The sequence below is a fragment of the Salinarimonas rosea DSM 21201 genome (genome assembly GCF_000429045.1).
GTDB lineage: Bacteria > Pseudomonadota > Alphaproteobacteria > Rhizobiales > Beijerinckiaceae > Salinarimonas > Salinarimonas rosea.
The window spans coordinates 1-11,674 of record NZ_AUBC01000005.1; the positions used below are offsets into that span (position 1 = coordinate 1).

8 protein-coding genes are annotated in these 11,674 nt (G+C 70.6%); 4 read left to right on the forward strand and 4 right to left on the reverse strand.

Annotated features, from left to right (window positions below):
- Positions 1–104: 104 nt before the first annotated feature.
- From grpE to G407_RS0103755, 3 genes are all read right to left on the reverse strand, one after another.
- Positions 105–746 carry a nucleotide exchange factor GrpE gene (grpE, locus tag G407_RS0103745; RefSeq protein ID WP_029029739.1) on the reverse strand — a complete coding sequence of 214 codons (642 nt, stop codon included), beginning with the start codon at positions 744–746 and terminating at the stop codon, positions 105–107.
- Positions 747–815: 69 nt separating this feature from the next.
- The gene (locus G407_RS0103750) at positions 816–3,587 is read right to left on the reverse strand and encodes a [protein-PII] uridylyltransferase (protein ID WP_043538907.1); all 2,772 of its coding nucleotides are present in this window, start codon (positions 3,585–3,587) and stop codon (positions 816–818) included.
- Between the two features lie 67 nt (positions 3,588–3,654).
- Positions 3,655–4,908: a L,D-transpeptidase family protein gene (locus tag G407_RS0103755; protein WP_029029741.1), complete on the reverse strand. Its 1,254-nt coding sequence runs from the start codon at positions 4,906–4,908 to the stop codon at positions 3,655–3,657.
- 625 nt (positions 4,909–5,533) lie between these two features.
- On the opposite strand from G407_RS0103755, the gene uvrA reads away from it, so the two are divergent.
- The 4 genes from uvrA to G407_RS0103775 all read left to right on the forward strand — a co-directional run bounded on the left by uvrA (position 5,534) and on the right by G407_RS0103775 (position 10,345).
- Positions 5,534–8,587: an excinuclease ABC subunit UvrA gene (uvrA, locus tag G407_RS25535; protein WP_052340924.1), complete on the forward strand. Its 3,054-nt coding sequence runs from the start codon at positions 5,534–5,536 to the stop codon at positions 8,585–8,587.
- Between the two features lie 104 nt (positions 8,588–8,691).
- Positions 8,692–8,907, forward strand: a complete 216-nt coding sequence (locus G407_RS0103765; RefSeq protein ID WP_029029742.1) for a hypothetical protein — start codon at positions 8,692–8,694, stop codon at positions 8,905–8,907.
- 166 nt (positions 8,908–9,073) lie between these two features.
- Positions 9,074–9,685 (forward strand): hypothetical protein, encoded by a 612-nt coding sequence (locus G407_RS25540; protein ID WP_052340925.1) that lies wholly within the window; start codon positions 9,074–9,076, stop codon positions 9,683–9,685.
- 93 nt (positions 9,686–9,778) lie between these two features.
- Positions 9,779–10,345 carry an RES family NAD+ phosphorylase gene (locus G407_RS0103775; RefSeq protein ID WP_210163069.1) on the forward strand — a complete coding sequence of 189 codons (567 nt, stop codon included), beginning with the start codon at positions 9,779–9,781 and terminating at the stop codon, positions 10,343–10,345.
- Between the two features lie 4 nt (positions 10,346–10,349).
- Here G407_RS0103775 and G407_RS0103780 read toward each other — a convergent pair whose 3' ends face one another.
- On the reverse strand, positions 10,350–11,588 hold the full coding sequence (locus G407_RS0103780; protein ID WP_029029744.1) for a Zn-dependent hydrolase: 1,239 nt from the start codon (positions 11,586–11,588) through the stop codon (positions 10,350–10,352).
- Positions 11,589–11,674: the final 86 nt, after the last annotated feature.

Consider the following 11,674-nt stretch of genomic DNA (forward strand, 5'->3'; position numbering starts at 1 on the left):
CGGCAGCGTCCGTGGACGCGCGCGCTATCGCGCACGCTGAGCAGAACCTCGGCGGTTCTGGGTCCCGGGCCCGCTTCGCGACCCGGGATGACGGCTGCCCTCGGTCACCCCTCCCCGTTCGTCGCCTTCGGGCCGCCCTTCGAGACGCCGACCATCGCGGGGCGCAGGCAGCGCTCGCCGATGACGTAGCCGGTCTGGACGACCTGGACGACGGTGCCGGAGGGGACGCTCTCGTCGGGGATCTCGAACATGGCCTGGTGCAGGTTCGGGTCGAACTTGTCGCCCACGGGATCGAGCTTCTTCACGCCGTGGCGCTCGAGCGTGTGGAGCAGGTCGCGCTCGGTGAGCTCGATGCCCTCGACCAGCGTCTTCGCCGGGCCCTCCAGGCCCTCGCGGGCGTCGCCCAGGCTCTCGAGAGCGCGCCGCACGTTGTCGGCGACGCTGAGCATGTCGCGGGCGAAATTCGTCTTGGCGTAGATGCGCGCGTCCGCCACCTCGCGCTCGGCCCGGCGCCGGATGTTCTCGACGTCGGCGAGCGCGCGCAGGAGCTTGTCCTTGAGCGCGTCGCGCTCGGCCTCGAGCTCGGCGACCCGGCTCTCGGGACCGCCGTCGACGGCGTTCACCGCCGCCGCCGCGTCGAGCGGATGCGCTGCGGCGGCGGTGGCGTCGACGCGGGCATGCTCGTCTGAGGCGGTCTCGGCCGCGGCGGTCTCGGGAGTGTCGGGACGGGAGGTCTGCTTGGTCATGGCGTTCCGCTTCGTATCGTCAACCGGTGAGCGCAGTCGCCCCTCATATCAGGCCGGAGGGGGCGTGAATCAAGCGCGGGCGAGGGCGGCGTCCTTGGAGCGGGCGGCGCGATCGCGCGCCAGCACGTCCATCACCGCCTTGCGGATGGCGCTCTGGCGGGCCGCCTGCACGACTTTCCCGCCGGTGAGGTCGGTCACGTAGAACACGTCCACCACCTTCTCGCCGAACGTGGCGATGTGGGCCGAGGCGATGTTGAGGTTGAGCTTCCCCAGCGCCGTCGTGAGGTCGTAGAGCAGCCCGGGCCGATCGAGGCCGGTCACCTCCAGCACGGTGTGGCGCGAGGAGAGCGCGTTGTCGATGATCACCTCCGGCACGACGTCGAAAACGCGCACCCGTTCGCGCGGCTGGCGGCGCCCGTCGACGAGGTCGGCGATCCGCACCTCGCCCTTGAGCGCCCGCTCGATCGAGCGGGCCACGCGCTCGGCCCGGCGCAGCTCGTCCTCGTCGTGCTCGAAGGCGCGCGAGACGAAGATCGTGTCGAGCGCCATGCCGTCGGCGGTGGTGAAGATCGCCGCGTCGACGATGTTGCCCCCCGCCGCCGCGCAGGCGCCGGTGAGGATGGCGAGGAGCCTCGGGTGGTCCGGGGAGAGCACGGTGAACTCGGTCACGCCGCGGAAGGCGTCCGTCTCGTAGACGACGGCGACCGTCTCGCCGCGCGCTTCCGCGTCGCGGATGAAGTTCGCGTGCTTGACGCGGTAGCGCAGGTCGACCTTGAGCCAGTAGGACGGATAGTGGCGCGCCGCATAGGCCTCGAAGTCGGGCTCCGGCCAGCCCGCGAGCTCGGCGCGCAGGCGCTCGACCGCCATGCGGATGCGCTGCGGTCGCTCCATCTCCGCCGCCCCGCCGCCGAGCACCATCTCGGTCTCGTAGTAGAGCGTGCGCAGGAGCTCGCCCTTCCAGCCGGTCCAGACCCCGGGCCCCACCGCGCCGATGTCGCAGACGGTGAGGAGCAGGAGGAGCTTGAGCCGCTCCATCGTCTGCACGATTCCGGCGAAGTCCTGGATCGTGCGGGGATCCGAGAGGTCGCGGCTCTGCGCCACGGTGGACATCAGCAGGTGGTGCTCGACGAGCCAGGCGACCGTCTCCACCTCCGCCGGCGTCAGCCCGAGCCGCGGGCCGAGCTTGCGGGCGATGCGTGCGCCGGCGATCGAGTGGTCCTCCTCGCGCCCCTTGGCGACGTCGTGCAGGAAGAGCGCGACGTAGAGCGCGCGGCGATGCTGGATCGTGTGGATGATCTTGTGGGAGAGCGGGTGATCGGCGTCGAGCCGGCCGGACTCGAGGTCCGCCAGCCGCCCGATCGAGCGGATCAGGTGCTCGTCCACCGTGTAGTGGTGATACATGTTGAACTGCATCATCGCCACGATCCGCCCGAAATCCGGGACGAAGCGGCCGAGCACGCCCGCCTCGTTCATGCGCCGCAGCACGCTCTCGGGCGCGTTCTTCGACGTCAGGATCTCCAGGAAGAGCTTGTTCGCCCGCGGGTCCCGCCGCACCTCGGCGCCGATCAGCTTCAGCGAGCGGGTGGCGAGGCGGCTCGCGTCGGGATGGATCGCGACGTCGTTGCGGTCCGCGTGCCAGAACAGCGCGACGAGGTTGACCGGATCGCGGCTGAAGACGCTCGCGTCCTTGACCGTGATGCGCTCGTTCTCGATGACGAAGTCGCCCGACTGCAGGCGCTTGGCCTTCGACCGGCGGAAGGAGCCGATCACCCGGTCGAGCATGGGCTTGGGCTTGGCGTGGCGCGCCTCCAGCGCGGCGCAGACGATCGCGGTGAGGTCGCCGACGTCCTTGGCGCGCAGGAAGTAGGCCTTCATGAAGCGCTCGACCTGCGAGAGGGCAACGCGGTCGGAATAGTCGATCCGTGCGGCGACCTTGGGCTGGAGATCGAAGGTCAGCCGCTCCTCGGCCCGGCCGGTGACGAAGTGCATGTGGCAGCGCACGCGCCACAGGAACTCCTCGCAGCGTGCGAACAGCCGGAACTCGTCCGGCGTGAACAGCCCGGCGGCGACGAGCTCCTTGGGATCGCGCACGCGATAGACGTACTTGCCGATCCAGAACAGCGTGTTGAGGTCGCGAAGCCCGCCCTTGCCGTCCTTCACGTTCGGCTCGACGAGGTAGCGCGAGGCGCCGGCACGGCCGGTGCGGCGGTCGCGCTCCTTGAGCTTGGCCTCGACGAACTCGGCGGCCGTGCCGTCCACGACCTCGGCGTCGAAGCGGCGGGTCAGCTCCGCATAGAGCGGCTCCTCGCCGAGCAGGAAACGCGTCTCGAGCAGCGCCGTGCGGATCGTCATGTCCGCGCGCGCCTCGCGCACGCACTCGTCGACGGAGCGGGTGGCGTGGCCGACCTTCAGCTTGAGGTCCCACAGCACGTAGAGCATCGCCTCGACGATGCTCTCGCCCCAGGCGGTCTGCTTGTAGGGCAGGAGGAAGAGGAGATCGACGTCCGAGCCCGGCGCGAGCGTGCCGCGGCCGTAGCCCCCGGTCGCCACGATGGCGAGCCGCTCGGCCCGCGAGGGGTTCTCGAGCGGGTAGAGATGGCGCGTCACCGCCTCGAAGACGACGCGCACCACCGCGTCCATCAGCGCGCAGATGCGCGTCGCACAGGCGAGGCCGTTGCGCTCGGCGACGAGCCGCTCGTCCTCGCGCGCGAGCCCCGCGTCGATCGCCGCGCGCAGGGCTGGCACGAGCCGTGCCCTGAGGCTGCCGGAGCCGTCCGGCGGCTCGGCGGCGAGATCCGCGAGGATGGCGGCGAGGGGCTCTGGCAGGGCGGGCTGCGGCATGGCCTCGTGTTAGCACGGGCGCGGCGGGCGGGAAACGGGGCGCGGCGGACCGCGGCCCGACGCGCGTTCAGCCGTCCTCGGAGCCCGGCGCGCGGGCGATCGGGACGCCGGCGATGCCGTCGCGCTCGTAGATGTCGTCGCGGAACTGGACCGTGCCGTCCGGCGTCGCCCAGGCGGTGATGTAGGTCCAGTAGTTGTTCACCGGCCGGGCCAGGCGCACGTCGACCCGCTCGCCGGAGCGGAAGGTGTCGTCGATGCGCCCGCGGTCCCAGCCCTGCTCCTGCGCGAGCAGCCAGACCACCAGCTCGCGCACGCTCTGGATGCGCACGCAGCCCGAGGACACGAACCGGAAGTCGTCGCCGAAGATGCCGCGGGCCGGCGTGTCGTGCATGTAGACCTGCTCGGTGTTCGGCATGTTGATGCGCACGAAGCCGAGGGAGTTGAACTCGCCGCCGGGGTCCTGGCGGAAGACGTAGCGCGTGCCCTCGTCGGAGAACCAGTCCACCGCCTCCGGCGCGACCTCCTGGCCCTGGTGGGTGAAGATGCGGATGCGGTTGTCCGTCAGGTAGGAGGGATTCTCCTGCATCAGGGGGATCAAGTCGCGCCGGATGATCGAGGCCGGGACCGTCCAGAACGGGTTGAAGTTGATCTCGGTGATGCGCGAGTTGAAGATCGGCGACTGCCGGTCGATCTTGCCGACGCCGGCGGCGTGCCGGCTGGCGACGACGCCGTTCTCCACCGCCTCGACCGTGGCGGAGGGCATGTTCACGATCACGTAGCGATCGCCGAGGCCGCCCGAATAGGCGCGCAGGCGCACGACGTTCAGCTCGAGCTGCTGGAGGCGCACGTCCGCCGGAACGTTGAGCGACACGATCGTCGCGCCGTTCAGCGCGCCCGTCGGCGTCAGGCCGTGGCGCGTCTGCACCCGGCGCACGGCCGCCTCGACGAAGCTGTCGTAGGCGTCGGCGGAGCCCGCCGCGGGATCGAGGTCGCCGGACTGGATCAGGCGCCGGCGCAGGGCGACCACGCCGGGCGAGCGCGAGCCGAGGCCGAGCCGCTCGTCGGCGATACGGCCCCAGCCGCCGCGGGCGACGATGTCGGCGTAGCGCGCGATCATCTCCTCCGTCGACGTCAGCGTGTTCGGCGAGAGGATCGGCGTATCGATCCGCTCCACCCGGGTGCGGGTGGCGGCATCGTAGTTCTGGGCCCATTCGGCCTGGAACTGGGCGTATTGCAGCCCCTGGGCGGACGCCCCGCGGGCGGCGAGGAGGGACGCGAGGGCGAGCGAGCCGTTGGCGAGGAGAGCGCGGCGGGTGATCATCGGGCGGTGTCGTCTCTCGTGCGGGGCGGGGCGCATGCCGGCACGAAGCAGCCGACGCGGCCCCGCGAGGGTGCTCCGTCTTCGGTTTACGAACGATGATCAACGGGCCGAAATAAGGCAAGTCACGGGTTGGCGAGCGCGGCGGCGGCTCCGGGCCGCCGGTGTTGCCCCGGCGCCACGGTCCCGGAACGCGGAGCGGCAGCGCCTCGCACGCGGCGTCGCGCGCCGGGCGCGCGGTCGCGCACTCGGGGTGGTGGGCACGCGGACGCCGTCGATCAGGTGCACGACACCGTTCGACGCGGCGACGTCCGCCTGCGTCACGCGACCGTGCTCCCCGACCGGACGGTGAATCGTCTTTTCCGTGCAACACCTTGGGAGCACCTCGGCGCGCGTGCGCACGGTACCGCCGGTCGGCCGCCGCAGGTCGCCGTGCGCACGGCGGCTTGCGTCCGTATCGCATTTGTTCTAGTGGAGGAACGACCCGCGCGCAGCTGCGGCGTCGCGTACGCGAATCGCATGGCACCGCACCGGCGCGGGCGATGGCATGCGCGCGTCGGCACACTATATCGACGCGGTCCGGGGGCGCACGCCCCCCGCCCGCTCCCACTCGACGAGCCTCATCCGCATGTCCGATCTCGACGATCTGTTCGACCGCGCCCGCGCCGGCGATCCCACGGCCCGCGTCATCTCCGTCCGCGGGGCGCGCGAGCACAATCTCAAGAACGTCGACCTGATGATCCCGCGCGACAAGCTCGTCGTGCTCACGGGGCTCTCGGGATCGGGCAAGTCGTCGCTCGCCTTCGACACGATCTACGCGGAGGGCCAGCGCCGCTACGTCGAGAGCCTCTCGGCCTACGCCCGCCAGTTCCTGGAGATGATGCAGAAGCCCGACGTCGACCAGATCGACGGGCTCTCGCCGGCCATCTCCATCGAGCAGAAGACCACCTCGAAGAACCCGCGCTCGACGGTGGGCACCGTCACCGAGATCTACGACTACATGCGCCTGCTCTGGGCGCGGGTCGGCGTGCCCTACTCGCCGGCCACGGGGCTGCCGATCGAGAGCCAGACGATCTCGCAGATGGTCGACCGGGTGCTGGCGCTGCCGGAGAAGTCGCGCCTCTACCTGCTCGCGCCGGTGATCCGCGGCCGCAAGGGCGAGTACCGCAAGGAGCTCGCCGAGTGGCAGAAGAAGGGCTTCCAGCGCGTCAAGATCGACGGCTCGTACTACGAGATCGCCGACGCGCCGGCGCTCGACAAGAAGTTCAAGCACGACATCGATGTCGTGGTGGACCGGCTCGTGGTGCGCGCGGACATCGGCGCGCGCCTCTCCGAGAGCTTCGAGACCGCGCTCGAGCTCGCCGACGGCATCGCCGTGATCGAATGGGCCGACGAGAAGGACGAGACCGGCGAGCCCCGGCGCCTCGTCTTCTCGCAGAAGTTCGCCTGCCCCGCCTCGGGCTTCACCATCCCCGAGATCGAGCCGCGCCTGTTCTCCTTCAACAATCCCTTCGGCGCCTGCCCGACCTGCGACGGCATCGGCCACGAGATGCGCATCGACCCGGACCTGATCGTGCCGGACGAGAGCGCGAGCCTGAAGCGCGGCGCCATCGCGCCCTGGGCGAAGTCGACCTCGCCCTACTACGGCCAGACGCTTGACGCGCTCGCCAAGCACTACGGCTTCAAGACCAACGTGGCCTGGCGGGATCTCCCCGAGACGGCACGCGCCGTCATCCTGTACGGCTCGGGCGGCGAGCCCGTGAAGATGGCGTACGACGACGGCCTGCGCGCCTACGAGGTGAGGAAGCCCTTCGAGGGCGTCATCCCCAACCTGGAGCGGCGCTACAAGGAGACCGAGAGCGACTGGGCGCGCGAGGAGATCTCGCGCTACATGTCCGAGACGCCCTGCGCCGCCTGCGGCGGCAAGCGGCTCAAGCCCGAGGCGCTCGCCGTGAAGATCGCCGAGCGCGACATCGGCGACGTGACGCGGCTGTCCGTGCGCGACGCCGGCGCCTGGTTCGAGGCGCTGCCGCCGCGCCTGAACGAGAAGCAGACGGAGATCGCCGGGCGCATCCTCAAGGAGATCCGCGAGCGGCTGACCTTCCTGCTCGACGTCGGGCTCGAGTACCTCACGCTCTCGCGCGCCTCGGGCACGCTCTCGGGCGGCGAGAGCCAGCGCATCCGGCTGGCTTCGCAGATCGGCTCGGGCCTCACGGGCGTGCTCTACGTGCTCGACGAGCCCTCGATCGGCCTGCACCAGCGCGACAACGAGCGGCTGCTCGGCACGCTCAAGCGCCTGCGCGACCTCGGCAACACCGTGATCGTGGTGGAGCACGACGAGGACGCCATCCTGCAGGCGGACTACGTCGTCGACGTCGGCCCGGGCGCCGGCATCCACGGCGGCGAGATCATCGCCAAGGGCACGCCCGCGCAGGTGATGGCGAGCCCCGCCTCGCTCACCGGCAAGTACCTCACCGGCGAGATGGCGGTGGCGACGCCGAAGATGCGCCGCAAGGGGCAGAAGGGCCGCACGCTCTCGGTCGTCGGCGCCCGGGGCAACAACCTGAAGAACGTCGACGTCGCCATCCCGCTCGGCACCTTCACCTGCGTCACCGGCGTCTCCGGCGGCGGCAAGTCGACGCTCGTGATCGACACGCTCTACAAGTCCGTGGCGCGCAAGCTCAACGGGGCGATGGAGCATCCCGCGCCGCACGACCGGCTGGAGGGGCTCGAGCACCTCGACAAGGTGATCGACATCGACCAGTCGCCCATCGGCCGCACGCCGCGCTCGAACCCGGCGACCTACACGGGCGCCTTCACGCCGATCCGCGAGTGGTTCGCGCAGCTGCCGGACGCGAAGGCGCGCGGCTACCAGCCGGGGCGCTTCTCTTTCAACGTCAAGGGCGGACGCTGCGAGGCCTGCCAGGGCGACGGCGTCATCAAGATCGAGATGCACTTCCTGCCGGACGTCTACGTCACCTGCGACGTCTGCAAGGGCAAGCGCTACGACCGCGAGACGCTGGAGGTGAAGTACCGCGGCCGGTCGATCGCCGACGTGCTCGACATGACGGTGGAGGAGGCGCGCGAGCTGTTCAAGGCGGTGCCCTCGATCCGCGAGAAGATGGAGACGCTCGCGCGCGTCGGGCTCGGCTACGTCAAGGTGGGCCAGCAGGCGACCACCCTCTCGGGCGGCGAGGCGCAGCGCGTGAAGCTGTCGAAGGAGCTCTCCAAGCGCGCCACGGGCCGCACGCTCTACATCCTCGACGAGCCGACCACGGGCCTGCATTTCCACGACGTCGCGAAGCTGCTCGAGGTGCTGCACGAGCTCGCCGACCAGGGCAACACGGTCGTCGTCATCGAGCACAATCTCGAAGTGATCAAGACCGCCGACTGGGTGATCGACCTCGGCCCCGAGGGCGGCGACGGCGGCGGCCGCATCGTCGCGGAGGGCACGCCGGAGGAGATCGCCCGTGCAGAGGGCAGCCACACCGGCCGGTTCCTGGCGGAGGTGCTGGCGCGCCGGCCGATGAAGACGGTCGGCGTCACGGAGGACGCTGCCGGGACGGCGGGGAAGACGGCGACGAAGGCTCTCGCGAAGAAGGCGGCGGGCAAGGCACCCGCGACCGCGGCGGCGCGTGAGAAGCCCGCGCGCAAGCGCGCGACGCGGCAGGCTGCGGAGTAACCTGCCGCGGCACCTCGATTCCCATCCCGAGGAATCTTCCCGCCGCGCTCCGAACTCCCGCGAAGCTCAGGCGTTGTCTGCCCAGCATGCAAGGAGGCACGACCATGTTGGAGCAGACGCGGTTCTCGCTGGGGGACAAGGTGAAGCTCGTCGCGGACGAGCGGCAGATGATCCGCATCCATCCCAACCAGATGGCCCTCACCTACGAGATCATCCGCATCGTCCCGGGCGAGCGCGACGGCGAGGCCGTCTACCACATCAAGAGCGAGCGCGAGCCGCACATGCGCGCGGTGGACGAGAGCCATCTCGCCCAGGCGTGAGGGAATGCGGCCGAGATCGGCTGGACGAATGAACAGGGACCTCCCAACCGGGGGGCCCTTTTTCTTTCTTCACGGGCCGAGATCGGCGAGGCGGTCGCGAACCTTGACTAACGATCCCTAACGGTGCACGTTCACGCTAGCTGATGGGTGACAGTGAGGATCGGGCATGGCGGGGACCGCAGAGCAAGAGGCCTCCGGCGGTCTCGCCACCCTGCGCAGGACGCTGGCGCGCCACCATGTCGACGAGGCGCGGCTCGCCCGCAGCGTCGAGGCGTATCTCGATGCCCATGCGCGGCACCTCCTGCCGCCGTCCCGCCCGGAACCGCTGACCAGGGGCGAGCGCGCCGCGCTGGAGGCCGTCGGCATCTCAACCGCCGATCACGCGCCCGACCCGCAGCCCTTCCTCGACGGCGTAGCCCGGCACGCGGTGATCGTCGCCACGGCACTGCCGCTCGCCGAGGCCGCACGGCGCTTCGGCGTGGCTCCGAGCCGGCTGCGGCAGCGCCTCCAGGAGCGCACGCTGCTAGGCGTGCGCTCCGAGGACGGCCGCGCCTGGCGCATTCCCCTGTTCCAGATCACGGAGGCGGGCGAGCTTCCGGGCTTGCGGCTGGTCCTGAAGGCGATCCGCAGCGATCTTCGGCCGGTCACGATCGTCGGTTTCTTCACCACGCCGCAGCCTGATCTCGAAGACGAGACCGGCGCGGCGATGACCCCGATCGCATGGCTTTCGTCGGGCCGCGACCCGGACGCGGTGCGCCGCCTCGCGGCGGAGCTGTGACGCGGCCAGATGGCCAAGTTCCCCGAGCCGCCGACGGTCGCGGAGCTGATCGCGATCGGCCCCGACGTCGTCCCTCTCGCGCCCGGGACAGCCTTGGCGCGCCTGTTCTTCCGCGGCGGCGCACATCCTGGGGCATGGGACACCTTCCGGTTCTGGGGACCAGGGCCCTCGCGCTTCGATCACCACCTTCCCGGGCCGAACGGCGCCGCCACGCTCCAGGACCGGGGGATCCTCTATGCCGCCGGCGCCGGCGAACCGGGCGCCCTCGCCGTTTGCGCTGCGGAAGTGTTCCAAGCCGCGCGGAGCATCGATCTCCACGACCGTGAGCCCTGGTTCGCGACGTTCCGCACCGCGCGGGAACTGGCGCTCCTCGACCTGCGCGGCCTGTGGCCGACACGCGCGGGCGCCTCCTCGGCCATAGCGAGCGGGCCGAAGGCGCGGGCGCGTCGCTGGAGCCGCCGGATCTACGAGGCCTACCCGAAGATCGACGGCCTGCTCTATTCGTCCTCGATGGGCGGGAACGCCGACGCGATCGCGCTCTATGAACGCGCCCGGGATGCGCTCCCGAAGGCGCCCGAATTCCACCGAGCGCTGGCAGACCCGGCCCTGCGCGCGCCGCTTTTCGCAGCCGCCAAGGCCATCGGCTACGCCATTGTCTGACCCCTCACGCGAACCGCGCGTCGTATTCCAGCAGCGCGTTGAGCAGCACCTGCGCCCCCGCGGCGCACTCGTCCATCGACGTCGACTCCGCCTCGTTGTGCGACAGCCCCCCCTCGCAGGGCACGAACACCATCGTCGTGGGCGCGACGCGGGCGGTGTAGGCGGCGTCGTGGCCGGCCCCGGAGATGATGTCGCGGTGGGAGAGGCCGGCCTTCTCGGCGCCGCTGCGCACGGCGGCGATGAGGTCGGGGTCGAACGCGACGGGGGGTGAGTCCCACACCTTCTTGTGGTCGACCTCCAGCCCGATCTCGGCCGCGACCGCCTCGACGGCGGCCTGGAGCTTCGTCTCCATCTGCGCGAGCACGGCATCCTCGGGATGGCGGAAGTCGACCGTGAAGAACACCTGGCCGGGGATGACGTTGCGCGAGTTCGGCGTCACCTCGAGCAGGCCCACCGTGCCGACCGCGTGCGGCGCGTGCTCGTGCGCGATGGCGTCGATCCGGTCGACGAGGCGGGCGGCGCCCACCAGCGCGTTCTTCCGCAGGCGCATCGGCGTCGAGCCGGTATGCGCCTCGCGGCCCGTCAGCGTCACCTCGTACCAGCGCATGCCCTGTACGCCCTGCACGACGCCGATGGTCTTGCCCTCGGCCTCCAGGATCGGCCCCTGCTCGATGTGCAGCTCGAGCATGGCGGAGAACTCGACGGCGCCGGGCTTCTTGTCCCCGCGATAGCCGATCTCCTCGATCGCCTGCGCGAAGGTGACGCCCTGGCGGTCCTCGCGCGAGTCTGCGAAGGCGGTATCGAAGACGCCGGCATAGACGCCGGAGCCGAGCATGGCCGGGGCGAAGCGCGAGCCCTCCTCGTTCGTCCAGTTGACCAGCATCAGGGGCGCGTTGGTCTCGTAGTTCAGCGCGTGCAGCGTGCGCATCACCTCGAGGCCGCCGAGCACGCCGAGCACGCCGTCGAACTTGCCGCCGGTGGGCTGGGTGTCGAGGTGCGAGCCGATGGCGATCGGGGCGACGTCGGAACGCTTCCCCGGGCGCGTCGCGAACATGTTGCCGACCTCGTCCACCTCGACGGTGCAGCCGAGCTTCTCGCACTCGGCCTTGAACCAGTCGCGGATCTCGCGGTCGAGGTCGGTCAGCGTGAGCCGCTTGATGCCGCCCTTGGCGGTACCGCCTACCTTGGCGGTCTCCATGAGGCTATCCCAGAGCCGCTGGGCATCGATGGTGAGGTTCTGCATGGGACGATTCTCTCGTTCTGTTTGGCCTTCGGCAACGGACCCCACCCCTGGTTCGCTTCGCGAACCGTCCCCTCCCCTACAGGGAG

Bases quoted from the DNA above. Each gene is read 5' to 3' on its own strand.
- grpE (WP_029029739.1), bottom strand. From the start codon at position 746: ATGACCAAGCAGACCTCCCGTCCCGACACTCCCGAGACCGCCGCGGCC.
- uvrA (WP_052340924.1), top strand. From the start codon at position 5,534: ATGTCCGATCTCGACGATCTGTTCGACCGCGCCCGCGCCGGCGATCCC.
- G407_RS0103755 (WP_029029741.1), bottom strand. From the start codon at position 4,908: ATGATCACCCGCCGCGCTCTCCTCGCCAACGGCTCGCTCGCCCTCGCG.
- G407_RS0103780 (WP_029029744.1), bottom strand. From the start codon at position 11,588: ATGCAGAACCTCACCATCGATGCCCAGCGGCTCTGGGATAGCCTCATG.
- G407_RS0103750 (WP_043538907.1), bottom strand. From the start codon at position 3,587: ATGCCGCAGCCCGCCCTGCCAGAGCCCCTCGCCGCCATCCTCGCGGAT.
- G407_RS0103765 (WP_029029742.1), top strand. From the start codon at position 8,692: ATGTTGGAGCAGACGCGGTTCTCGCTGGGGGACAAGGTGAAGCTCGTC.
- G407_RS25540 (WP_052340925.1), top strand. From the start codon at position 9,074: ATGGCGGGGACCGCAGAGCAAGAGGCCTCCGGCGGTCTCGCCACCCTG.